The sequence below is a fragment of the Jannaschia halovivens genome (assembly GCF_046452375.1).
In the GTDB taxonomy this organism is placed as follows: Bacteria; Pseudomonadota; Alphaproteobacteria; order Rhodobacterales; family Rhodobacteraceae; genus Jannaschia; species Jannaschia halovivens.
The window spans coordinates 495,761-519,824 of sequence record NZ_JBKFDJ010000002.1; the positions used below are offsets into that span (position 1 = coordinate 495,761).

General features: G+C 68.1%; 20 protein-coding genes. 10 read left to right on the top strand and 10 right to left on the bottom strand.

Annotation, left to right across the window (positions count from 1 at the left end; genetic code table 11):
* Nucleotides 1-22 precede the first annotated feature (22 nt).
* The 3 genes from ACK8OR_RS15925 to ACK8OR_RS15935 are packed head-to-tail and all read right to left on the bottom strand — an operon-like array spanning nucleotide 23 to nucleotide 3,218.
* Nucleotides 23-853 carry a transglutaminase family protein gene (locus tag ACK8OR_RS15925; RefSeq protein ID WP_410190378.1) on the bottom strand — a complete coding sequence of 277 codons (831 nt, stop codon included), beginning with the start codon at nucleotides 851-853 and terminating at the stop codon, nucleotides 23-25.
* The gene (locus ACK8OR_RS15930) at nucleotides 850-1,791 is read right to left on the bottom strand and encodes an alpha-E domain-containing protein (RefSeq protein ID WP_410190379.1); all 942 of its coding nucleotides are present in this window, start codon (nucleotides 1,789-1,791) and stop codon (nucleotides 850-852) included. Before ACK8OR_RS15930 ends, ACK8OR_RS15925 begins: the two co-directional genes overlap by 4 nt.
* On the bottom strand, nucleotides 1,791-3,218 hold the full coding sequence (locus ACK8OR_RS15935) for a circularly permuted type 2 ATP-grasp protein (protein ID WP_410190380.1): 1,428 nt from the start codon (nucleotides 3,216-3,218) through the stop codon (nucleotides 1,791-1,793). Before ACK8OR_RS15935 ends, ACK8OR_RS15930 begins: the two co-directional genes overlap by 1 nt.
* Before the next feature lie 120 nt (nucleotides 3,219-3,338).
* On the opposite strand from ACK8OR_RS15935, the gene ACK8OR_RS15940 reads away from it, so the two are divergent.
* Nucleotides 3,339-4,694 carry a nitrate- and nitrite sensing domain-containing protein gene (locus ACK8OR_RS15940; protein WP_410190381.1) on the top strand — a complete coding sequence of 452 codons (1,356 nt, stop codon included), beginning with the start codon at nucleotides 3,339-3,341 and terminating at the stop codon, nucleotides 4,692-4,694.
* A gap of 67 nt (nucleotides 4,695-4,761) precedes the next feature.
* Here the strand turns inward: ACK8OR_RS15940 and ACK8OR_RS15945 are convergent, their stop codons facing one another.
* From ACK8OR_RS15945 to ACK8OR_RS15960, 4 genes are read right to left on the bottom strand one after another with little or no spacing between them, the layout of a single operon-like run.
* Entirely contained in the window at nucleotides 4,762-6,342 is a 1,581-nt protein-coding gene (locus ACK8OR_RS15945; protein ID WP_410190382.1) for a phospholipase D family protein, read from the bottom strand.
* A gap of 1 nt (nucleotide 6,343) precedes the next feature.
* Nucleotides 6,344-8,068: a sensor histidine kinase gene (locus ACK8OR_RS15950; RefSeq protein ID WP_410190383.1), complete on the bottom strand. Its 1,725-nt coding sequence runs from the start codon at nucleotides 8,066-8,068 to the stop codon at nucleotides 6,344-6,346.
* Entirely contained in the window at nucleotides 8,068-8,625 is a 558-nt protein-coding gene (locus tag ACK8OR_RS15955; protein ID WP_410190384.1) for an RNA polymerase sigma factor, read from the bottom strand. Before ACK8OR_RS15955 ends, ACK8OR_RS15950 begins: the two co-directional genes overlap by 1 nt.
* A complete protein-coding gene (locus tag ACK8OR_RS15960; protein ID WP_410190385.1) occupies nucleotides 8,622-8,795 on the bottom strand; it encodes a NepR family anti-sigma factor in 174 nt (57 codons plus the stop codon). The genes ACK8OR_RS15955 and ACK8OR_RS15960 overlap by 4 nt, the downstream gene beginning before the upstream one ends.
* A 119-nt stretch (nucleotides 8,796-8,914) precedes the next feature.
* On the opposite strand from ACK8OR_RS15960, the gene ACK8OR_RS15965 reads away from it, so the two are divergent.
* Nucleotides 8,915-9,706 carry a response regulator gene (locus ACK8OR_RS15965; RefSeq protein ID WP_410190386.1) on the top strand — a complete coding sequence of 264 codons (792 nt, stop codon included), beginning with the start codon at nucleotides 8,915-8,917 and terminating at the stop codon, nucleotides 9,704-9,706.
* A gap of 30 nt (nucleotides 9,707-9,736) precedes the next feature.
* Here ACK8OR_RS15965 and ACK8OR_RS15970 read toward each other — a convergent pair whose 3' ends face one another.
* On the bottom strand, nucleotides 9,737-10,078 hold the full coding sequence (locus tag ACK8OR_RS15970) for a hypothetical protein (protein ID WP_410190387.1): 342 nt from the start codon (nucleotides 10,076-10,078) through the stop codon (nucleotides 9,737-9,739).
* 86 nt (nucleotides 10,079-10,164) lie between these two features.
* Here ACK8OR_RS15970 and ACK8OR_RS15975 point away from each other — a divergent pair, with 86 nt between their 5' ends.
* Nucleotides 10,165-10,893: a Crp/Fnr family transcriptional regulator gene (locus ACK8OR_RS15975; protein ID WP_410190700.1), complete on the top strand. Its 729-nt coding sequence runs from the start codon at nucleotides 10,165-10,167 to the stop codon at nucleotides 10,891-10,893.
* Nucleotides 10,894-10,909: 16 nt separating this feature from the next.
* Here the strand turns inward: ACK8OR_RS15975 and ACK8OR_RS15980 are convergent, their stop codons facing one another.
* Nucleotides 10,910-11,125 (bottom strand): hypervirulence associated TUDOR domain-containing protein, encoded by a 216-nt coding sequence (locus ACK8OR_RS15980; protein WP_410190388.1) that lies wholly within the window; start codon nucleotides 11,123-11,125, stop codon nucleotides 10,910-10,912.
* Nucleotides 11,126-11,200: 75 nt separating this feature from the next.
* Nucleotides 11,201-12,070: a formate/nitrite transporter family protein gene (locus ACK8OR_RS15985; RefSeq protein WP_410190389.1), complete on the bottom strand. Its 870-nt coding sequence runs from the start codon at nucleotides 12,068-12,070 to the stop codon at nucleotides 11,201-11,203.
* A gap of 83 nt (nucleotides 12,071-12,153) precedes the next feature.
* Here ACK8OR_RS15985 and ACK8OR_RS15990 point away from each other — a divergent pair, with 83 nt between their 5' ends.
* From ACK8OR_RS15990 to ACK8OR_RS16020, 7 genes are all read left to right on the top strand, one after another.
* Nucleotides 12,154-13,368 carry a DUF2254 domain-containing protein gene (locus tag ACK8OR_RS15990; protein WP_410190390.1) on the top strand — a complete coding sequence of 405 codons (1,215 nt, stop codon included), beginning with the start codon at nucleotides 12,154-12,156 and terminating at the stop codon, nucleotides 13,366-13,368.
* Nucleotides 13,369-13,475: 107 nt separating this feature from the next.
* Complete coding sequence (locus ACK8OR_RS15995; protein ID WP_410190391.1) at nucleotides 13,476-15,272, top strand: autotransporter assembly complex protein TamA; 1,797 nt, start codon at nucleotides 13,476-13,478, stop codon at nucleotides 15,270-15,272.
* On the top strand, nucleotides 15,272-19,813 hold the full coding sequence (locus ACK8OR_RS16000) for a translocation/assembly module TamB domain-containing protein (RefSeq protein ID WP_410190392.1): 4,542 nt from the start codon (nucleotides 15,272-15,274) through the stop codon (nucleotides 19,811-19,813). Before ACK8OR_RS15995 ends, ACK8OR_RS16000 begins: the two co-directional genes overlap by 1 nt.
* A 10-nt stretch (nucleotides 19,814-19,823) precedes the next feature.
* Nucleotides 19,824-20,441: a paraquat-inducible protein A gene (locus ACK8OR_RS16005; protein ID WP_410190393.1), complete on the top strand. Its 618-nt coding sequence runs from the start codon at nucleotides 19,824-19,826 to the stop codon at nucleotides 20,439-20,441.
* Nucleotides 20,438-21,055: a paraquat-inducible protein A gene (locus tag ACK8OR_RS16010; RefSeq protein WP_410190394.1), complete on the top strand. Its 618-nt coding sequence runs from the start codon at nucleotides 20,438-20,440 to the stop codon at nucleotides 21,053-21,055. Before ACK8OR_RS16005 ends, ACK8OR_RS16010 begins: the two co-directional genes overlap by 4 nt.
* Nucleotides 21,048-23,486, top strand: a complete 2,439-nt coding sequence (locus tag ACK8OR_RS16015; protein ID WP_410190395.1) for a PqiB family protein — start codon at nucleotides 21,048-21,050, stop codon at nucleotides 23,484-23,486. Before ACK8OR_RS16010 ends, ACK8OR_RS16015 begins: the two co-directional genes overlap by 8 nt.
* Nucleotides 23,487-23,491: 5 nt before the next feature.
* Nucleotides 23,492-24,028, top strand: coding sequence for a PqiC family protein (locus ACK8OR_RS16020; RefSeq protein ID WP_410190396.1), 537 nt, complete (start codon nucleotides 23,492-23,494; stop codon nucleotides 24,026-24,028).
* Nucleotides 24,029-24,064 lie beyond the last annotated feature (36 nt).

Sequence of the window (24,064 nt, forward strand, 5' to 3'; positions counted from 1 at the left end):
CGTGCCGCAATGCGGCAGGGTCCTATTGCTGCGACTGCTGCTGGGCCTGCCCTTCAGACACCACCAATTCGACATCCATCGCCTCGATCCCGTCGCCCTGGCGCACGCCTGTCACCGGCGCGGCCTCTGCATAGTCGCGGCCCGTCGCCACGCGCACGTAGCGGTCGTCGGGCGAGATGCCATTGGAGACGTCGAATCCGACCCAGCCGATCCCGTCGACATAGGCCTCGGCCCAGGCGTGGGTGGCGCTTTGGGTGTCCTGCCCGTCCATCCGCAGATAGCCGGAGACGTAGCGCGCGGGCCGGTCGAGCAGCCGCGCGCAGGTGACGAAGATATGCGCATGGTCCTGGCAGACGCCGGTGCCCGCATCGATCGCCTCCTCGGCGGTCATGTCCACGTCCGTCGTGCCGGTCGCGTAGGTCACCGCGTCGCGGATCACCTCGGACAGACGGTGGAGCTGGCCCAGATCGTCCGACATCTCGCGGACCTCGCGCGCGAAGGCGAGCGTGCCGCTGCCGCGCCGGGTGCGATCCGTCGGGCGCAGGAACATCCACAAGGGCATGAATCCGCCCTGTTTTCCGATGACGCCGCCCGCATCGCTCATCTCGACGCGGCCCTCGGCGATGATGCGGATCTCGCCCGCGCCGGGATTGATGGATACCAGCTGCGTCCGGTTGGCGTTCGCGTCGTCGAACGCGACCTCGACGCGCCCGCCCTCGATGCTCGTGTCCCAGGACAGGATCTTCTGGTCCGGGCGGTCCTTCGGGGTCAGGCGAAGCTGCTGGAGGCCATAGGTCGTGGGGCCATCCCAGCGATAGGTCGTGACGTGGCGGATATCGAGGCGTCTGGTCATTTGACGAACCTGTAATCGGTTTCGATCTGCGCCCCGAGTGCCGCGTTCATCCGCAGGAAATCCTGCAGGAACTCGTGCAGCCCCTCTTCGAACACGCTCTCGATGCTGGCACTGTCGAGTTTGCGGCAAACCTCCTCGGCGAGGTCATGGCTGGGCATCCGAATGCCATGGTCGCGTTCGAGATAGCCGAGATTGCCGCCAATCTTCTTGTAGCAGAAGGCGAGGCTGCGCGGCATCCGCTTGTCGAGCATCAGGAACTTCGCGATGTCGGCCGGTCGGCGGGTCCGGCCGTGCACCATGAGAAATGCGTTCTCGGCCGAGACCGACCGCAGGATCACCTCCCATTGCGCGTTGTCGAGGGGCGAGCCGACACCGGCGGCGGTCGGCAGGAGCACGTAGTACTTCACATCCAACAGCCGCGCGGTGGCGTCCGCCCGCTCCATGAAGGTCCCCAATCGCGAGAAGTCGAAGATCTCGTTGCGCAGCATCGTGCCGTGCATCGTGCCCCGCACGAAGGCCGAGCGCTGCCGGATCGCGCCGAGGACCTTGGGCAGGTTGCGCATCGTGACCTTGCGCGACAGGTCCGCGCGCAGCGTCATCCAACATTCGTTGACCGCCTCCCAGACCTCGCGGGTCAGGGCGGTGCGAACCGTACGCGCGTTCATCCGCGCCGATTCCACGCAGGCCAGGACCGAGGACGCGTTATCCGGCGATCGCAGCAGCCAGTCGATCACCGCTTCGGCGGTCACGTCGTCATGGGCGGCGTCAAAGGCCTGCCGCACGCCCGCCGTGCTGAGGACCGAGGCCCATTCGGTTTCCGCGCGGTCGGGGCGCGTCAGGGCGATGCGATGGCCGGTCTCGACCAGCCGCGCGATATTCTCGGTCCGCTCCAGATATCGAAACATCCACAAGAGACCGCCTGCCGTTTTTCCGAGCATCAGTCGTCCTCCAGCACCCAGGTGTCCTTGGTGCCGCCGCCCTGGGACGAGTTCACGACGAGCGATCCCTTCTTGAGCGCCACGCGCGTCAGTCCACCGGGCGTGATGTCGATCCGGTCGGGCGAGACGAGAACGAACGGCCGCAGGTCCACATGTCGTGGCGCCAGCCCCTCCTTGGCGAAGATCGGGACCGTCGACAGCGACAGCGTCGGCTGCGCGATGTAGTTGGAGGGGCGCGCCTCGAGCTTCTTGCGGAACGCCCGGATGTCCTTCTTCGACGCGGTCGGCCCGATCAGCATCCCGTAGCCGCCCGAGCCGTGCACCTCCTTGACGACGAGGTCCTCGAGGTTGTCGAGCACATGCGCAAGGCTGTCGGGATCCGAGCAGCGCCAGGTCGGCACGTTCTCGAGGAGGGGCTTCTCGCCGGTGTAGAACTCCACGATCTCGGGCATGTAGCTGTAGATCGCCTTGTCGTCGGCGACGCCCGTCCCCGGCGCGTTGGCGATGGTGATCCCGCCGGCACGGTAGACGTCGAAGATGCCCGGCACGCCGAGTACGGAATCCGGGCTGAAGTTCAGCGGGTCGATATATTCGTCGTCCACCCGCCGGTAGAGCACGTCGATGGGCTTGTAGCCGCGGGTCGTGCGCATCGCGACGCGACCGTCCACGACGCGCAGGTCGTGACCCTCGACCAGCTCTACGCCCATCTCGTCGGCGAGGAAGCTGTGCTCGTAATAGGCCGAGTTGTGGATGCCGGGCGTCAGGACGGCCACGACCGGATCGCCGTCGCAGGCCGGCGGCGCACAGGCCGCGAGGCTGGCATGGAGGTTCTGCGGATAGGACGACACCCGCTGGACCCGGTTCTGCGTGAAGAGCTCGGGGAACATGCCAAGCATCGTCTCGCGGTTTTCCAGCATGTAGCTGACGCCCGAGGGTGTGCGAGCATTGTCCTCGAGCACGTAGAACTCGTCCGGCCCCGTCCGCACGAGGTCGATGCCGACGATATGCGTGTAGACCCCGCCCGGCGGCTCGACCCCGATCATCTGCGGCAGGTAGGCCTCGTTGCGCGCCAACATCTCGTAGGGCAGCCGCCCGGCACGGACGATCTCCTGGCGATGGTGGATGTCGTAGAGAAACGCATTGAGCGCGCGCACGCGCTGCTCGATTCCGCGCGACAGCTTCTTCCATTCGCGCGCGGCGATGATGCGCGGCACGATGTCGAACGGGATCAGCCGCTCGCCGGCCTCGGCCTCGCCGTAGACGTTGAAGGTGATGCCGGTCAGCCGGAAGATCTCCTCGGCCTCGCGCGCCTTCTGGCGCAGGTCGCCGGTCTCCTCCTCCGAAAACCAGCGCTCGAAGGCAGCATAGGCTTCGCGGACCGACCCGTCGGGGTCGGTCATCTCGTCGAAATTGGGCGCTGAAGTCATCACGCGACGATGGTCGGTTTCGCCGCGAAGCGCAACGCAGTCGAGGACGGAGCCCGGATCGTAACCGGACGGCAACCTTTCCGCGCCTAATCTCGGACCCGAAGTGCTCAGGAGCCGTGCATGCGCCTAATCCGATCCCTCACCGTCCGGCAGTCGATGATCCTCGTGTTCCTGTCGGGTTTCGCGACCGCCTTGCTTTTTGCCGGCTCCGTCATACTGGGCGATATCCGCGACTCCCGCGCTCAGAGCGCCGAAGCCGGTATCATCGCGCTCGACGATGCGCTGTCGGGGGTGTCGCGGGCGATGCTGCTGGAACGCGGGGCCTCGACGGCGTGGCTCGCCTTCGGCGGCGCCGATTGGGCGGACGCGGTTGGACAGGCGCGCCTCGTCACCGACCGCGCCTTCCGCGAGGCCGAGATGCGGACCGCGGATGGTCGCCTGCTGACGCAGGCCGGTCTCGCGCCAGTCTCGCTGGGCACCTGGCGCCGGGCGCATGGGACGCTGCGGAACCGCATCGACGGCAGGGCGACCGATCTCGGGGCGCTCTACGAGGTCATGGCACGCGACAATGCCGCCATCCTCGGGGCGATGACCGCCGCCACCGACCGAACCCGCAGCGCCGCACTGGCAAAGCGCCTCCATGCCAGCATCAACCTCTCGCGGGCGATGAATGCCCTCGGGCAATGGCGGGACCGGGGCGTCATCGCACGGGCCACCGCGATGTCCGAGGGCCGAACCGATCCGGACCAGGTCGCCGACATGGCCGCGGCGCGGGGACGCTTCGACGGTCTGCTCACCGGGTTCCGTCAGGTGGCCGGGCGCGGGCCTGCCGAGATGGAGCTGGCGTTCGGCGCATGGACGCGGCTGGGGTCGGGCGCTGCGCCGACGGGGCTCGACACCTGGGAGGCAGGCCCGTCCGAGCGCGCCGAAGGTGTCGCCGTGCCGACCTGGTTCGCGGATGTCGACACGAGGATCGAGATGCTCGGGACTGCGCGCCGCGCCTATCTCGACCATCTCGGACAGCTCATCCGGCAGGATGCGGCCGCCGCGATGGCATCGGCCCGGTCGAAAGCGCTGCTGCTTACGGGAATGACGTTGCTCTTCGGCGGGGTCGCGATCATCTCGGTGCGATCCACGGACCATTCGCTCCAGAAAATCGTGCGCAGCATCTGCCACCTCTCCCTCGGGGCGACGGACACGGCGATCCCGCATTGCCCCCAGAAGGATCTCGACACGGTCGGTCGCGCGCTCGAATTGCTGCGCGCCAGCCAGGTCGCCCGCGACCGCGAACTCGCCGCGAACGAGGATCTGCGCGGCCGCTTCGACGCGACGATGCAACGGATGCTGAGCGGCGCGGCACTCGGCAAACCCGCCGAGCGACTCGACGTGCTGGGTATGGACGCACCGACGGCGGTGCTCGCACGCGGAATCAACCAGCTGCTCGACCGGGTGGAGGACAAGCGGGACACGGCCTGACCCGCGCCTCCGGGAGACGCAGTCGATCGGTGTCCCCCGTCGGCCTCGTCGCGCCCGGCCCTTGGTGTCAGACGATCTCTTCGGGCATCGCGGGAAGGCTGCGTCCGAACCGTCTGGCCGGCCCGGTCAGATAGGGCACGAGGAAGCCTTTCCGCGTCTCGGGCTTGCGCCTCGCGTTTTCCAGCGCCAGCCGCTGCCACGCCCGGACGGCGGTCTCGGGCGACAGGAATGCGTCCACGTCCTCCATATCGCCGCACCAGTGGCGCAGGCATCGCTCGCGCAGGTGGGTCGCGATCGCCCGATCCCGGATCGGCACGGCCAGCTCGGTGTCCCAGCGCAGGCTGCGCCCGTTGAGGTTCGCACTTCCCACCATGGCGAACGCGTCATCGATGACGCAAACCTTCGCGTGGACATAGACCAGAGGGGCGCCGTGCAACGTATCCCGGCCGGTCCCCTGGGCGGTGCGCGGCTGGACCGGGGAGCCGACGAAGATGCGACCGCGAAAGGCACGCCGCAGCTTCCGAATGCAGGAGAATTGCAGGTACTCCCCGAACCGCGCGTCGCTGCGCGTTGCACCCATGTAAGCAACGTCTTCGGGCGCGCCAGGCAACACCACCATGACCTCAAGCGACGGCTGCTCGCGCGCCCGCCGCGCCAGCGCGCGCGCGATCCGACGGTCGCGCAGGAACTGCGTCTCGATATAGATGAAGCGTTCGGCGCGGGCGATCTCGGCCAGGAGCGCAGCTTCGATCTCGGCCAGGACGGGACGCGGGGCAAAGAGCGACGGGCGCCCCTCGGCCTTGGCCGAAAGCGTCCGAAGGATCACGCCACCCAGATCGGAAGGCGGGGCCGCCCCCTCGATGGCCGCGACGAACTCCTCGAGATGGGTCTTGGTCGCCGCCGACACCTCCGCATTCCGGACCAGAAGCTGGACGTCGTGCCACGTCTCGTCCGACGGGCCGTCGTGGCGCAGCGTGTCCCAGCGCCGCTCGTTCAGATCGAGCCCACCGATATAGGTCACCGCGCCGTCGATCACCGCGACCTTCTGGTGATGGGTCACGGGCCAGAGCGACGGCAGCGGCCAGATCCGCGGCCGGAGACGCCCGCCCGTCCGCGCGGTTAACGCCGCAAAGCGCGGATGCCGCGCGAGGAACCGCGACAGGGCACGGTCCCCGCGCTTCGTCGTGCGTCGGAGACGGCCGTCTAGAAGGGCCCGCACCTGCGGCAGGAGCGCCACCTTCGCGACCGCACCGACCGAGGCCGGGTGGAGCGAGGCCATGATCTGGAGCCGGCCGGCATCGCCCGCAAGCTCGTTCAGCGCGATGGCCATCGCCATGCTGCGCCACGTGCCGCCGTGCAGTTCGGTCCCGACGACGGGGTCGAAATCCGACAGCACCATGCGTACCGATACCCCCCGCCGGACCGTGTGCAGCATCAGGTCGAACCAGTCGGTCCCGATCTCTAGCGCTTCGGGGGTCCGCAGCTTCGTCGAGAAGTCGAAGATGCGGAACCCCGCGACGATCTCGTGCTCGGCGGCCAGCACGGCGCGTTCGAAGGCGGGATAGGCTTCGGCTGCGGTCAGCAGGATATCGAGGTCGTCCGGGCCGGACACATGCGGTGGCGGTGCGGGGGGGCTGCGCTCGAACATGTCAGTAATCCTGCGTCGCGGCCTGCTGCGTGGCGACCGGGAAGGTCAGCCGCACCGCGTAGCGATCGTCCTCGATCCCCATCCGGAGCGTTCCGGCCAACTGGCTCTCGAAGGCACGGATCAATTGCGCGCCGAGCCCGCTTTCGTTGTCGGGCACCGGCGCGGCGCCCAGCGTGCTCGTGATCGTAAGCCGTCCATCGCCGTCCCCCGCACGGACCAGGGTCAGATGGATCTGCGTCCGGCCGTCCGCATCCGGCCCCGCGTAGCGAATCGCGTTGGTCATCGCCTCGCTGCAGAGCATGCTCAGGGGAACGGCCTGGTCGGGAAAGAGCTCGATCGGGGTGGTCTCGACGCGCAACCGGATCTCGCCGCTTCGGGTCGACATCGCGACAAGCTGTTCGGCGAGGTCGCGAATGAGCTGGCCCGCGTCGATCCGGTTCATGTCCTCGGAGCGGTAGAGCACGCGATGCACCGATGCCAGCGTCAGCACCCGCTCCTGCAGGCGGCGCAGCATGCTGCGGGCCTCGTCGTCGGTCGCCTTGCGCATCTGCATGTTCATGATCGAGGTGATGAGCTGGAGGTTGTTCTTCACCCGGTGATGCACCTCCTTGAGGAGGATGTTCTTCTCGCGCAGGTTGTCCTCGAGCCGGGCCTCGTCCTGAAGGATCGACTGCGCCATGTCGCGAAACTCGCGTTCGATGGCGGCCAGGTCGTGCCCTGCGGTCCGCATCACCGGGCGCGCCACGAGGCGGCGGGTGCGCGCGAAGGTCCGCATCTGCCGCGACAGGCCGCGGATATGGCGGATCACCAGCCGGTCGAGGGCGACGAAGGCCACGAAGAGGCTGGCCAGCCACATCAGCGCCGGCAGGATCGACGTCGCCAGAAGGCGTTGCGGACCCGACGTGACGAGCGCCGCTTCGGGCCAGGAGCTGAGCGCGAAGGCCACGTCCGGCAGGAGCGGGACGACGCCGTAGGTGCGACGCTGGCCCGTCGCGTCGTCGGCCACGAAGACCTGTGCGCCGCGGTCGGTCAGATCCGCCAGCGACGCTTCGGCGGGCAGGGCCGCGCGCACCGTGTCGTCATCCTTGGTGCCGGTCAGGATCTGGCCCCGGTGATTGAAGGTCACGATGGTCACGGGCGAGTCGAGGGCCAGCGTGTCCATCGTCGGCAGGAGCGTGTCTTCAGGCACCGAGAGCGACAGGAACCCTTGGAGCGTGCCATCGGCGTCCCGCACCGGCTCGGTGATGACGATGACGGGCAGCCCGGTGACCTGACCCGAGGGGTTACGCGTGACGCTGGAGCGCGGGTCGGAGATACTCTCCGTCAGCGCCTCCATCATGGGGGTGTCCGCCAGATCGATCCGCTCGCCGTTCGACGCGCAGACGACCTGCCCGTCGAGGCCGATGTAAGAGATGATTGAATAGACTTGAAAGCGGCTTTGGAAATCGGCGAGCTCGGCGTCGCAACCGTCGGACCGCCGGGTGGACAGCAGGATGGCCTGCCCCAGGCCCCGTGCCGCACCGTATCCACGCTGCACGACGGCCTGCAGGTCGTTCGTCGCCCGCTCGGTCAGGAGGAGGAGTGCCAGTTCCGAGCGCTGTTCGGCCTGGCGCGCGTTGTCATAGGTCAGGAAGACCGAGGTCGCGGCGAAGGGAAACAGGGCGACGGACAGCAGGATGAGAACGCGCGTTGTCAGCCCGCGCTGTCCGAAGCCGCCGGGGGTCATCACATATTGCCGTTATGCGCCGATGCGACGACCGCCATGGTGGCACTGTCGGTCAGTTCGAAAGCCTCGTCGTCGCTCATGCCCATCAGTTCGACCAACTTGGCGCGGCCGCGGTTCACCCGGCTCTTGATGGTGCCGACGGCGACACCGCAGGTGGCCGCCGCCTCCTCGTAGGCGAAGCCGGAGGCGCCGACGAGAACCAGCGCCTCGCGCTGCTCCTCGGGGAGTTTGGCGAAGGCGACTTCGAAATCCATCATGTTGAGGCGGCCGTCATGATCGGGTTTGCGCGACAGGCTGGCTGTGATCGCGCCGTCGGTGTCGGGCACCTCGCGCTTGGCCTTGCGCCGGTTCGAATAGTAGGTGTTCCGAAGGATCGTGAAGAGCCAAGCGCGCATGTTCGTGCCCGGCTGGAACTTGTCGAGATTTGACCACGCCTTGACGAGCGAGTCCTGAACCATGTCGTCGGCCAGCGCCGCGTTGCGAGTGAGCGAAACGGCAAAGGCGCGCATCGCGGGGAGATGCTCGACCAACTCCTCGCGCGGATCGGGATGGCTCACGTGTTGTCCCCTTCCTTGCGCGACGCGGCGGGTTCGCCGGCCTGCAACTGACTGAGGAGCTTGGCGAAGCGGTCCGGGACCTCTTCGGACAGGACTGAGTTGTAGACGCGCTTCAGGTTCTGGTCGATAAGGTCGTCGACGCGCGTTTCTTTGTCTTTTTCGTCGGTCATCCGTATCCCATCCGCCCGCTGTGGTTTTTTTTCTGGGGCTGGAACTGAACGCGACGCATACGAGTTTGTTCCGAACAAAAATCAGTCCCGTCCGGCGGGAAAAAAGGCGACAGGATACGATGGACAGCACGACCGAGATCAGCACAGCCCTGCCCTATCTGCGGCGTTACGCACGTGCGCTAACGGGCGCTCAGACGAGTGGCGACAACTACGCCGCCGCCACGCTGGAGGCGATCCTGACGGAGCCCAGCACGCTCGACGACGCGTCAAGCACGAAGACCGCCCTGTTCCGCACGTTCCACGGCATCTGGATGAGTTCGGGTGCCCCCGTCGATACCGAAGAGACCGGTCTGGAGGCCGCCGCCCAGCGCCACTTGGCGCTGCTCACGCCGAACACCCGCGAGGCACTGCTTCTGCACACCGTCGAGGAGTTCAGCTTCGACGAGGTGGGCGAGATCATGCAGGTCAATGGCAGCGAGGCCCGCGATCTGGTGAACATCGCCCGCCAGGAGATGTCGAACGCCGTCTCGGGCAAGGTCATGATCATCGAGGACGAGTCGATCATCGCGATGGATCTCGAATCCCTGGTCGGCGAGATGGGTCACCGTATCACCGGCATCGCCCGCACCCACCGCGAGGCGGTCGATCTCGCGGGCAAGGAGATGCCGGACCTGATCCTCGCCGACATCCAGTTGGCCGACAATTCGAGCGGCATCGACGCGGTCAACGAGGTCATGAGTGATCTTGGTAAATGCCCGGTGATCTTCATCACGGCCTTCCCCGAACGCCTGCTCTCCGGCGAGCGCAAGGAACCGGCCTTCATGATCGCCAAGCCCTACACGCAGGAGCAGGTCCGCTCGGCCGTCAGTCAGGCGATGTTCTTCTCGAGCACCGAAACCCTCACCAGCTGACGCGTCCGGCTCGGACGGGAGGCGCGCGGCTCAGACCTGTGCGCGCATCAGCGCGTTCAGGAACGCGTCGTCCGAGAACGGCCGGTCGAGGACGATCCAGTTCGGCGAAAGGTTCGGCGGGACCGGATCCATGTCGGCCAGAAGCACGATCCGCCCGCCCGAGGCGATGAACTGGTTCACCTCTTCGGACGTCACGACATCGCGCACCGGCCGTGCCGTAACGAGTACGCCGCCGGACCACGCGGGCCGCAGCGGCTCGAGCGTCGAGAGCGTCTTCAATTGTATGACTTCGGATTGGTCGTCCGTCCGTCCCAAGAGATCGATGAGATCGAGCGCGACGAGTTCGTCCTCGGCATCGATGATGTATTTCACGGCGTGCAGGCTCCGGTCTAAACATCAGGCATGGAACATTCCGGGACAGGTCGCATTAAACTGTGACGTATCTCCAGGGAATGTTCATGGTCACACGCTGCGACAATTGTCCGTTACGGACCCGAAGCCTGTTCACCGACATGTCGGATGACGAGGTGCGCCAGACCCAGCGCTTCAAGGTCGGCGAGATGACGGTCGAGCCCGGCACACCCGTGCTGACCGAGGGTTCGCATTCGGCACAGATCTTCACCGTGCTCGACGGCATGGGGCTTCGGTTCAAGGTGCTGGAGAACGGGCGCCGCCAGGTCACGACCTTCATCTTTCCCGGGGACCTGATCGGATTGCAGGCCGCCGTGATGGGCGAAATGTCGCATACCGTCGAGGCGCGCACGCGCATGAAGCTCTGCGTCTTCGATCGTGCGGCGCTCTGGGGGTTCTTCAAGAATTCGCCCTCGCGCTCTTATGACCTGACATGGATCGCGGCCACCGAGGAGCATTTTCTCGGCGAGGCGCTGACCACGGTGGGCCAGCGCGCCGCCGAGCAGGCGGTAGCTTGGGCGCTGGTGCGTCTGTGGCTCCGGGCCGAACAGCTCGAGATGGTCGCGGCGGGGGGTATGCCCCTTCCGTTCCGCCAACAGGATCTCGCGGACAGCCTCGGGCTGTCGCTCGTGCACACAAACAAGACACTCGCGAAGTTCCGGGAGCGTCAGCTCGCGATCTGGCGGGACGGGGTGCTGATCGTCAACGATCTCGAGCTTCTGGCCAAGATCGGGATGACCGACAGCGAGCCCGCACAGACGCGCCCGCTGCTCTAGGTTTCGCGCCGGCCCGTCAGGCCTGGCTGAGTTCGGATCCGGATTTCAGGACCCGGTCGCCGTCATCCTGTTCAATCATGAAGGCCGGCTCGTCCGAGCTGGCCTTTCGCGTCACCTCGGTTCCGTCGATCGTCCGGGTGACCTTCTCGGTGAACCGTTCGGTCACCTTGCCGGTGCCCTCGCCGTTGCCCCAGTTCCACTTCACCTTGTCGCCCACGTTGATATCGGCCATCGCCCATCTCCTTCTACGAAACGTCGCCCCGGCAACCCGCATCCGGGCGCCGGGGTTCCGTGGCGGTGACGTGGCTCAGATCGGTCTGCGATGCAGTTCGTCCTTGACCTGGCCATGGGCGAGCAGGGTGAAGATCACGGTTCCGCCGACGATATTGCCCGCAAGGACCGGCAGGAAGAAGGTCACGAAGCCTTCGAAGAAGCCGAGCTGATCGCGCCAGACCATCCAGCCCCATTCGACCGAACCCGCGACGACGTGGGTAAAGTCGCCCGCCGCGATCAGCCAGGTGAAGACCATGATGATCGCGAAGGCACCGCCCGACCGCTGCGGCAGCATCCAGACGAGGGCCGCGACGATCACGCCCGCCGGGATCGCCCGGAAGAACGCCTCGCTCGGGGCAAAGCCGGTCGCGTGGGCCGAGAGACTGTCGAACGCGGGATAGAGATCGGCGGGCAAGGCGGGTGTATAGGCATAGAGCGCCGAGACGGCGAAGGCGCCCACGACGTTCGCCACGAGGACCAGCGCCCAGAGTCGGAGCATCGCCATGAAGATGCGCCGCGTGGGCTTGGCGATGACCGGAAGGACGGTCGTGATCGTATTCTCGGTGAAGAGCTGCATCCGCCCGAGGATCACCACGAGGAAACCCAGCGAATATCCGAGATTCTCGACGAGGTAGGACCAGGACGCGTCGGCCGGCAGGTAGGTCCGGAATACGGCCTCGCCCAGCACCGACATCGAGATCATCATGCCCGCGGCAAGCCCGGAATAGACGAGGCTCCGAAGCGGGCGCGTCAACTCTTCCTCGCCATCGCGACGGATCACCTCGAAGAGAAGCTTGGGCGCGAGTTTCCCCGCGTCCTCGATGGCCTCTTCCTCGCGCTGCTCCTCGGCGTGCTCTTGCTTGGCGGTGCGCGGGTCCAGCCCGAGCGATTGGCGGGGTGTCATGCGAAGCTATCCCATCGGTTGTGCGGTTCCATGAAACTTCCCGCGACGCGATTGCGTTCCCTTTGGCCCAACCGCAGACACCGATGCTCGATATCTCCCCCCTGAAGCAATTCGCCCGCCTCCGGACCATCATCCGGGACATCCGCGCGAGCTACTGGTTCATTCCCGCCTGTCTCGTGACGGTGTCGGCCATCGGCGCGTGGTTCGCGCATTTCGCCGGCGCCGACGCGACCGAGGTTGTTCCGCTGCCCCCCGCGCTCATGAACATCACGACCGAGGGCGCGCGCAGCCTTCTGTCGGTGATCGCGGGGTCGGTCGCCTCGATCACGGGGGTCATGTTCTCGCTGACGCTCGTGGCGGTGACCCATGCCGCCGGACAATACGGCCCGCGGCTGATCGGGAACTTCATGCGGGACCGCGGCAACCAGTGGTCGCTCGGCATCCTGATCTCCGTTCTGGTCTTCGCGGTGACGACGCTGGCGCTTCTGTCCACGGGCGAGGATCACGTCGCCCGGCTGTCGGTCGCGATCGCGCTGGTGCTCTGCTTCCTCGCCATCGGGACGATGATCTACTTCGTCCACCACGTGCCCGAGACGGTGAACGTCTCGAATATCACGGCCCAGCTCGGCAAGCGGTTCGACGCAATGATCCGGGCGCAGATCGACGGACGGGACTCGGATGCGGGCGCGATCGCGCCACCGGACCGCGAGCCGGACCGCGTGCTGACCATGCCGGATGCCGGCTTCGTCCAGGCGGTGAACTACGACCGAATCGCCGACATCGCCGAGGATCGCGACCTCGTCCTGCGCTTTGCGCGGACGCCCGGCGATTTCGTGAACCCAGCGCAGCCGCTTCTGGAGATCTGGGGTGACGGCTTCGACGACGAGATTGAGGAGGACATCCGCGACGCCGTCGCCATCGGTCAGGAACAGACCGAGATGCAGACGCTGACCTTCGTGGCCGACCAACTGGTCGAGATGACAGCTATCGCGCTCAGCCCCGGCATCAACGATCCGTTCACGGCCATCAACTGCCTCAACTGGCTGTCGGCGGGGCTGGCCTCGGCGCTGACGCACGAGGGCGGCCTTGTGGCGCATCCGCCGGGCCGGATCCACGGGCGCGCCCTGACCTTCGACGACCTCTATGCGCATACCTTCCCGGCGGCCCTGCCACACGTGATCGCCGACGACATGGCACGCGGGCGCGCGGTGGCGCTGCTCTCGGACTTGATGGCGCTCGAAACCGAACTCGATCGACGCGCGATCCTGCGCGATCTCAGGCGGTTGCGCGCGGCCTGACGCGCGCGGATCGTGACCACACGGTGCTTACACTTGCATCCCGGCAATGCTAGAAACGGCAGACGGGTGCTGCCGCTCGTGCCGATTTCTCGAGGGACGTCCTGCCCGTGATCCCCATCCGTATCCGCGCCGCCGCCCTGCTCCTTGCCGTCGCGCTCTCGACGCTGCCCGCATCGGCCGCCCAGCTGCAGCTGGCCTTGCCGGCGGACGAGGACCTGTCCGAAAGCCTGACCGCCGCCTCGCTGACGGTTGGCGCAATCCGCGAGGCCGAGGGCGCGCCCGTCCGCCGCGACGTCGTGGCCGCAGCGCAGGCCGACTATCGCCGCCTGGTGGCCGTGCTCTTCGAGGCGGGATATTTCGGCCCCGTCATCTCGATCCAGATCGACGGGGTCGAGGCGGCCGCCCTACCCGTCATCTCGCGTCAGGATCCGATCGGAACGGTGACGATCTCGGTCCAGTCGGGCCCGCGCTTCCTGTTCCGCGAAACGCGGATCGCGCCCGTGGCCCCCGGCACTGAACTGCCCGAGGATTTCGCGCCCGGACGCCCGGCGGGCACCGACGTCCTGCGGCGAACGACCGCAGCGGGCATCGATCGCTGGCGCGCGCTGGGCCACGCCAAGGCGGAACTGGCCGGACAGGACATCGTCGCTGATCATGCGGCCAACCGGCTGGACGCCGCGCTGGCGCTGGCCCCCGGCCCGAAGCTGCAATACGGCCCGCTTTTCGTCGAGGGGGCCGAGCGGGTCAGAGAGAACCGCATCACGCGGATCGCGGACCTCCGGCAGGGTCGCGTCTTTGATCCCGAGCAGGTGGACGAGGCCGCGCGGCGACTGGTCCGCACCGGCGCGTTCCGCTCTGTCTCGATCACCGAAGCCGACGAGATCGGACCGGCCAATACCCTGCCAATGACGGTGCAGGTGGTCGAGCGTCTGCCCCGCCGCTTCGGAGCAGGTGCCGAACTCAGCAGCGAGGACGGGCTCAGCCTGTCGACCTTCTGGCTGCACCGGAACCTCAGCGGGGCGGCCGACAGCTTCCGCGTCGAGGGCGAGATCGAGGGGATCGGCGGCGATACCGGCGGCGAGGATTTCCGCCTGAGCTTCGCCTATAACCGGCCGGCGACCTTCAACCCCGAAACCGACCTCTACGCCTCGGCCTTCATCGAAAGCCTCGACCAGCCGAACTTTCAGTCCGACCGCGTCGGCTTCGAGGTCGGCGCGCGGCGGATCGTGGACGAGGAGTTCAACTATTCCTACGGCATCGCCTACGAGCAATCGAAGGTCGAAGACGCGTTCGGTCGTCGCGACTTCTCAATCCTCTCGCTCCCGCTGGAGGCGGAGTACAATCGCCGCAACGACGATCTGAACCCGACCGACGGCTTCTACATCGAAGCCTCGGCCGAGCCGTTCTACGGTTTCCGGACGGCGGGCGCGGGCATTCGCTTTCTCGCCGACCTGCGCGGCTATCAGGGTTTCGGGTCCGAGGATCGCACCGTTGTCGCGGCCCGGCTGCAATTGGGCTCCGTGGTCGGGCCCGACCTCGCCGATACGCCCGCAGCCGATCTTTTCTTCTCGGGCGGCGGCGGCACGGTGCGGGGACAGGAGTTCCAGTCGCTTGGAGTCACCCTCCCCAGCGGACGGCTCGTCGGCGGCAAGTCGTTCCTCGGCTTTTCGGGCGAGCTGCGGCAAGGCGTGACCGAGAAGATCGGCGTCGTCGGCTTCGTTGATATGGGCCTCATCAGCCCCAACAGCGACTGGTCGGACGGTGACACCCATGTCGGCGCGGGTCTCGGTATCCGCTACAACACCGGGATCGGTCCGATCCGCGTAGACCTCGGATTGCCCGTATCCGGACCGGGCGATCCGTCCGGCGTCGCCATCTATATCGGCATCGGTCAGGCGTTCTGATGCGCCGCCTCGCCCTCGCCTTGGCCTGCGCCGCCACGCCCGTCCTCGCGCAAGACGAGACCGAGCGCGACCGCGGCTTTCTGACCGCCCTGATCGAGGACAACCTGTCCGCGCCGGGGCTCGCCGTGCGGATCGACGGCTTCGACGGCGCCCTTTCGTCCGAGGCGACGATGGACCGCCTATCGATCTCGGATGACGAGGGGACGTGGCTCGTCCTCGAGGATGTGGTGCTCGACTGGAACCGCTCCGCTCTCCTGCGCGGACGGCTCGAGGTGACGCAGCTGACCGCGGGGCTCATCCGCGTCGATCGCGCGCCGCTGCCGGCCGAAGGCGTCGAGGCGCTGCCGGATGCGGGTGCGTCCGGATTCTCGCTGCCGGACCTGCCCGTCGCAGTCGAGATCGACACGCTTACCGCCGAGCGGATCGAACTCGGCGCGCCGTTCCTCGGCGAAGAGGTGGCGCTCACGCTCGACGCCTCGGCCAGCCTCGTGGACGGCTCGCTCGACGCCCGCATCGAGGCGCAGCGGCTCGACGGCGCGACGGGTCAGTTCTCCATAGCGCTCGCCTATGCCAGCGAAAGCCAGGACCTGACGGTTGATATCGACCTGACGGAGGGCGAGGGCGGGATCGCCGCGACGCTCCTGCAACTCCCCGGACGTCCCGCGATCGAGCTGACCGTCGCGGGCAGCGGTCCGCTCGACGCCTTCACCGCCGATATCGCCGTCGCCTCGGACGGGGTCGAGCGGATCGGCGGAGACGTCACCCTGACCGGCACGCCCGACGGCCGCCGCTTCGAGGTCGATCTCGGCGGCGATGTCACCGCCCTCTTCGCGCCGCGCTATCGGCCCTTCTTCGGCGACGACGTCCGCATCGCCGCCGCCGGTCTTCAGCGCAACGCGGGCGGCACCGATCTGGACACCATGCGGATCGCGACGCAGGCCTTCGACCTGTCCGGCAACGCGCAGCTTGGCCCCGACGGCTGGCCGACGCTGCTCGATATCGAGGCGCGGATTGCCGCCACCGATGGCGGGCCGGTCGTCTTGCCCATCGGCGGCGACCCGTCGCTGGCCGAAGCGCGTCTGGCGATCACCCATGACGCGACGGTCTCGGACAACTGGCGCCTGGACCTCGACGCGACGCGCTACGAGGGGCCGGACGTGACCGTCGCGACCGCCCGGATCACCGCCGACGGTATCCTCAGCCGCGCGAATGGCGCGGTCGAGCGGGCGACGGCGGCGGTCACGGCCGCGCTCGACGGACTCGTCTTCGCGGACCCGGCGCTGGGACAGGCGGTTGGCCCGCGCGTCGCCCTCGACGGCGACGTCGCGTGGTCGGCGGGCTCACCCGTCCGCATCTCGGGGCTCGAACTGGCGGGCGGCGCCTACGCGCTAGGCGGTACGGTCGAAATCGCGACCGCGGCCGACGGGCTGCCCATCACGATGGACGTCACCCTCCGGCACGACCGGTTGCAGAGCCTCGCGGCCCTCGCGGGTCAGGACCTCGCCGGCACGGCCCGCGCGACGATCCGGGGCGTCTATGCCCCGCTGGCGGGGACCTTCGATCTGAACCTCGACGCCGAAACGCAGGATCTGGGCCTCGGGATCGCACAGGCAGACGCGGTGCTGGCGGGCGGGACGACGCTGACGGCCGCAGCGCGGCGGACGGTCGACGGCACGTTCCTCGACGCCTTCCGGGTGGGGAACGACCGCCTCACGGCGCAGGGCGCCGCCCGTCTGCTCGACACCGACGCGCCGGAAACGCTGCAGGGTCAGCGCAGCACGGCGACCTTCTCGGCCCGGCTCGACGACGGAACGATTCTCGACCCGCGCCTCGACGGTCCCATCCAATTTGCCGTGGACGTGACGCGCGACGACGAGGGCGCGTGGCGCGGCAATTTCGACGCCGCGGCACCGAACGGGGTCGCCGTCTCGGCCAATGGCGTGCTGACCGGCGACACGCCCGCCGTCGATTTCACCGCAAACGTGCCGGACCTTTCGGCCTTCGCCGATGGCGTGCCGGGCGCGGTGTCGCTCGCGGGGACGGCCTCGGCGGCGAATGGGCTCTGGTCGCTCGACGCCGAGGCCAGCGGCCCCTGGGGCCTGCGCGCGACTGTCGAAGGGCCGGTCACCGGCCCGACCCCCGAGATCACATTCGAGGCGACCCTGCCCGACCTCACCGATCCCGTCCCGGCGCTGGCGTCGATCGAGGCGCTGCGCGGCGCGGTCGATCTTTCGGGCACGATCGGCCGGACGGGCGACGCCTGGCGGCTCGACACCCGGCTCGACGCGCCGGCAGGCATCACGCTCCGCGCCCGCGGCCCCGTCACCGGCGACGCGCCCCGGATCGAGTTCGTCGGGACCGTGCCGGAGACCTCGGACCTGGTGCCTGCAGTCGAAGGGCGCCTCGACCTCGACGGCGCGGTGTTCCGGGCAGACGAGGATTGGGTCGTCGACGCCACGGCCACCGGGCCCTACGGCGCCACGGTCACGGCCCGAAGCGCGCTGACCGCCCAACCCCTGGCGGTCGACTTCACCGCGGATATTCCCGATCTCGGTCGCGTCGCCCCCGCCATCCCCGGCAGCCTTTCGGTCAGCGGGCAGGCCGTCCAGCGCCCGGACGGCTTTGCGATCGAATTCGAGGGGACCGGTCCCTATGACGCGACGCTGGATATCGGTGTGGACCTCGCCGGGGCGCCGGTCGTCACCGCCACCGGCCAGATCCCCGACGCGGCCCGCGTCTCGCCGCAGCTGCGCGGGCCGCTCGACTACGACCTTCGCGCCGAGCAGACCGAGGCCGGATGGCGCGTCGATGCGGCGGTGAACGGCGCGCAGGGCCTTGCCGCGACGGTCGAGGGCTTGGCGACGGGCCCGTCCGCCGACCTGTCCTTTACCGCGCGGGCCGCCAATGTCTCGCCCTTTCTGCCGGGTCTCAGCGGTCCGCTCGACGCCAGCGGGCGGCTTTTCCAGCAGGGCGGCGAGTGGGCCGTCGACCTGGACGCGTCGGGGCCGCTGGGGGCCCGGCTCTCGGCCGATGGCACGCTGACCGGCGGCGCAGCCAGCGCCCGGTTCGATCTCTCGGTCCCGGACATCTCGCCGCTCGTCCCCGATTTGGCCGGTCCGCTGCGGATCGACGGCACCGCAAACCAGCAGGGCGATGGCTGGCGGCTCGATGTCGACGCCACCGGCCCGGCGGGCACGCAGGCGGCGATCGACGGCACCGTGGCGTCTGGCGGCACGCTCGACCTCTCGGTGCAGGGCTCCGCACCGCTGGGCCTCGCCAACGCGGCCATCGCGCCACGACGCCTGGCGGGGCAGGCCCGGTTCGACCTGAACGTGAACGGCCCGCCCGCGCTCGATAGTGTGCGCGGCACGATCCAGACCTCGGACGCGGCGCTGTCGCTGCCGACGCTGCGCAACACGATCGAGAATATCGACGCCACAGTCACGCTGACGGGCGCGCGCGCGCAGGTCGAGCTGACCGCCGCGCCAGCGTCCGGCGGGCGGATCGAGGTCTCGGGACCGGTCGATCTGACCCCGCCCTTCAACGCGAACCTGACCGTCGGTCTCGATGTCACGCTGACCGACCCGAACCTCTATACCGCCGATCTCTCGGGCCAGATTACCGTCACCGGCCCGCTGACCGCAGGACCGCTGATCGCAGGTCGGATCGAGGTCGACGGGGCCGAGATCGCCGTGCCCTCTACGGGCCTCACGGCCGTTGGCGACCTGCCCCCGATCCGGCATCTCGCGACGCCGCGCCCCGTCCAGCGCACGCTGGCGCGTGCCGGTCAGGATGCCGCCAGCGTCCGCGAGGCGCTGGCCTCGGCCGAACGGCCATCGGGTCCGCCGGTCCGGCTCGACCTCGTGATCTCGGCGCCCGGACGCATCTTCGTGCGCGGACGCGGCCTCGATGCCGAACTCGGCGGCCAGCTCCAGCTTCGCGGCACCGCGAACGCCCCGATCACGACCGGCGGCTTCGAACTGGTGCGGGGCAGGCTCGACGTCTTGCAACAGCGCTTCGAGCTCGACGAGGGCGCGATCACGTTCCAAGGCGACCTCGTGCCCAATATCCGGCTGGTCGCCGTGACCGAGACCGACACGATCACCGCGTCGATCATCGTCGAGGGCCCCGCCGACAACATCTCGGTCCGGTTCGAAAGCACGCCCGACGTCCCGCAGGAGGAGATCCTCGCCCAGATCTTCTTCGGCCGCGACCTAAGCCAGCTCTCGCCGCTCCAGGCCCTGCAACTGGCCAATTCCGTCGCCGTCCTCGCGGGCCGGAGCCAGGGCGGGTTGCTCGACCGGCTGCGTGGCGACGCGGGGCTGGACGATCTCGACATCACCGCCGACGACGAGGGCAACGTGGCGCTGCGCGCGGGCAAATATCTCAGCGACAACGTCTATACCGACGTCCAGATCGACCAGAACGGCGAGGCGTCGATCTCACTCAACCTCGACCTGACGCCGAACCTGACGGTGCGCGGGGCGGCGGGGGCCACAGGGGATACGTCGCTCGGCGTGTTCTTCGAGAAGGATTACTGAGGTGGCGGAGATGCCCGGTGACCACCTCGTGTGCTGTCCCGTCTGCGACGCGCTGCATGAGGTTGGCGATGTGGCCGATCGCACCCGTATCCGCTGCGTCCGCTGCCGCACGGTGATCGCGGTCGGCCGCCCCGAGGCGATCCTGCGCATCGTCGTGCTCGCGGCGACGTCGCTGGTCCTGATGTCGATCGTGGTCTTCTACCCGTTCCTGAGCCTTCGGAACGGCATGTTCACCAGTCGCGCCTCGGTCTTCGACACGGTGATGAGCTTCAGCGAGGGCATCATGGTGCCCCTGTCCATCGCCGTCGCGATCTTCGTGATCGTGCTGCCGGTGACGCGGCTGGGCCTTCTGATCTGGGCGCTGGGGCCGCTGACCGCCGAGCGCAAGCCCTGGACGGGCGCGGCCTTCGCGCTGCGCTGGGCCGAGATCCTGCGCCCCTGGGCGATGGCCGAAATCTTCATGGTCGGCGTGGCCGTCGCACTGGTGAAACTGGCCGACCTCGCCACGCTTTCGATGGGGCCGGCCTTCTGGTCCTTTGCGGCGATCGTGGTCATAACGGCCGTGCAGGACACCCAGATGAGCAAGCATTCGATATGGTCGGCTCTCGACGACGCGCGGAACGCATGACGGCATGGACGGCCCGCGACGCGGGCCTCGTCGGATGCCGTCATTGCACGCAGGTCTCGCCGCTCGGCACCGAGATCTGCCCGCGCTGCGGCGGCGGGCTGTCCAGTCGCGACCGGACCAGTCTGCAACGGGTCTGGGCCTGGGCGCTGGTCGGCGTGCTGTTCTACATCCCCGCCAACGTCTACCCGATGCTCATCACCTCGACCGTCGGGCGCGCACAGGAATCGACCATCGTCGGCGGCGTCATCGAGCTCTTCCAGCATGGGGCCTGGGGCGTCGCGTCCATCGTGTTCTTCGCCAGCGTCATCATCCCCGTCGGCAAGTTCGTGGCCATCGGCTATCTGGCATGGATCGTGCGGCGGCCGCATGGCCATTCGCCGGGTCAACTCCTGCATCTCTTCGAGGTGGTCGAATGGATCGGCCGCTGGTCGATGATCGACGTCTTTGTCGTCGCAATCCTCGTGGCGCTCGTGCAATTCGACCTTCTGGCGACTATCAATCCGGGAATCGCCGCCGTCTGCTTTGCGCTGTCGGTCGTGTTCACCATGCTCTCGGCGCTCAGCTTCGACAGCCGCGCCCTCTGGGACCAGATCGAAGCGATATCCGATGAGTGACGACCCGAACCGCCCCGCCACCCCCATCGCCGAGCCGACGCGCACCCCGCGACGGGTCCTCTCGGCCGTCTGGATCGTGCCGATCATCGCCGTTCTGATCGCGCTCGGGATCGCGTATCAGAGCTGGTCGAACCGCGGCGTCCTGATCGCCATCGCCTTCCCCGATGCCTCCGGCGTCGAGATCGGGCAGACGACCCTGCGCTACCGCGAGGTGACGGTCGGCGTGGTCGAGGATGTGGGCTTCTCGCCCGACCTGACGCAGGTGAACGTCTATATCCGCGTCAACAAGTCCATCGCGCCCTTCCTCGACGAGGATGCGAGCTTCTGGATCGTCCAGCCCGAGGTGACGGCGCGTGGCGTCGAGGGGCTGAACACGATCCTGTCGGGCACCTATGTCGAGGGCACGTGGGACGCCGAGATCGGCGAGCCCCGGCTGGGCTTCGTCGGTGATGAACGCGCGCCGATCGTCCCGCCCGGTGTCGACGGCACGGCCATCGTCCTGCGTGCCAAGGACAGCGCGCGGCTGGGGCCCGGCGCGCCGATCCTCTATCGCGGCATCGAGGTGGGCGAAGTCGCGGCCCCGCGCCTCTCGCCCGACGGCTCCGAGGTGCGCGTCGATGCCTTCGTCCTCTCGCCCTACGACCGGCAGCTTTCGACCGCGACGCGGTTCTGGGACGCATCCGGCGTCACCGCTACGCTGGGCGCCGGCGGGGTCGAGCTGCGCATCGGCTCGCTGGCCTCCATCATCGAGGGCGGCGTCAATTTCGACACGTTGATCTCGGGCGGGCGGCCCATCGGGCGGGGGCATATCTACTCGATCTTCGCCGATGAGGACTCCGCCCGCGCTTCGACCTTCGAAAGCACCGAGGGCCGCGCCGTCGCGATCGCCGCGCTGTTCCCGGCCGCGGCCTCGGGCCTCGTCGAAGGCGCCGCCGTCCGGCTCCAGGGCGTGCGCATCGGGGTCGTCAGCGCGATCACAGGCTTCATCCGCCCCGACGACCCGACCGCACGGGTCCAGCTTCTGGCGGTGATGGACCTTCAACCCTCGCGCATGGGCTTCGACCGCGACACCGGCAACGACGTCGAAGCCGTCGATTTCATCGGCGATCTCGTGGAAGGCGGGCTCAAGGCGAAGCTGGTCGCGACCTCGATCCTCGGCGGCGAACTGGTGGTCGACCTCGTGAACGAGGGCGATCCCGGCACGCTGGAGATCGGCATCACCGACAATCCGCTGATCCCGACGGTCGACACGGAGACCAGCAGTCTGACGGCCACCGCCGAGGGCGTCATGACCCGGATCAACGAGTTGCCGATCGAGGAGCTTCTCGCCTCGGCGACGGGGCTTCTGGACAACCTCAACCGAATCGCCGGGTCCGACGACACGCAGGCGCTGCCCGCCGACATCCGCGCGCTGCTGGATGACGGCTCGGGCCTCGTGCGGGACGGGCGGAACATCATCTCCTCGCCGCAGGTCGCGGGCGTGCTGGCCGATATCGAAACCATCTCGGGCGACCTGCGCGAAATCGTGGCCACCATCGCCGCCCAAGAGGTCGCGGCACGCATCTCCGAGACGCTGGCCGCCACGACCACCGCCGCCGAGAACATCGCGCAGGGCACGCAGGACCTCGAGGCGCTGGCCGCCAGCGCGCAATCGGTGCTGCGCAATGTCGATGCCATCGTGGCCTCCGCCGATACGCAGGCCCTGCCTGGGCTGGCACGCGAGACGCTGCAGGAGGGTCGCGACCTGATCGCCTCCGAGGAGGTGCAGACGATCCTCACCGACCTCGCCCAGACCAGCGCAGACATTCGCGCGATCACCGACCAACTCGCCGCGCAGCAGGCAGGCGAACGGCTGGTGCAGGCCCTCGATGCCGCGGCATCGGCCGCCGACGCGGTCGCGCGAGGCACCGAGAACCTGCCCGCCCTTTCGGCCAGTGCCGAACGCGTGATGGCCGAGGCCGAGACGCTCGGCACCCGCCTCAACGAACTTGCGGCGAAGGCCAACGCGCTGGCACTGGATGAGCTGGTGAACTCCACCACGGACTTGATGCAGACCGCCGACGCCTTCCTGTCCTCGGACGAGGCCGATGACGTACCGGTCGTGCTCGTGGACACGCTCGAGGAGCTGCGCCTGACCATCGAGACGATCCGCACCGGTGGCACAATCGACAACCTCAACGCGACGCTGCGCTCCGCCGCCTCGGCCGCCGACGGGATCAGGACCGCATCGCAGGACCTGCCCGCGCTGGTGAACCGCCTCCAGACCCTGACGACGCAGGCCGGCGGCGTGCTTGCGACCTACGGGCAGGACAGCCGGATCAGCACCGAACTCTTCGCAGCTCTCCGTGCCGCGACCCGCGCCGCCGAAGATGTCAGCTCGCTCTCGCGGACGATCGAACGCAATCCCAACTCGCTCCTGCTCGGACGGTGAACCATATGCGCCTGCCTCTCGCCCTCTGCCTCCTGATCGCCGCCTGTGGCCAGACCCAGTATTTCACGCCGCCGCCGGTCACGACCGACCTGCGCGTGAACGTTCGCGCCAACACCGCGATGATCAACGAGCCGTCGATACCCGAATACGCCATCAACCAGGAAATCCCGATCCAGCAGGCGGATGGCAGCCTCGTGACCGACACCGACCGGCTCTGGGCGGATTTGCCTGACCGCGCACTCTCGGCCAGCCTGATGCGGCATCTCAACGTCATCACCGACGCGCAGGTCGCGGTAGAACCTTGGCCGCTCTCGGGATTCCCGGACACCGAGATCTCGGTCTTCGTCGAGGACATGATCGTGCAGGCGAATGGCACGCTGCTCTTCACCGGGACCTTCGCCCTCGGGCCCGAGACCGGACGCGGCCGGATCGACCCGTTCTCGATCACTGTCCCTGTCGTCGATCAGAGCTATCCGACCATCATCGCCGCGCATGAGGCGGCATGGTTGCGGCTGGCCGAAGAAATCGCACAGGCATTGTGATCATATTGTGTAGGGACTTTCCGGCTAACGCTCCTA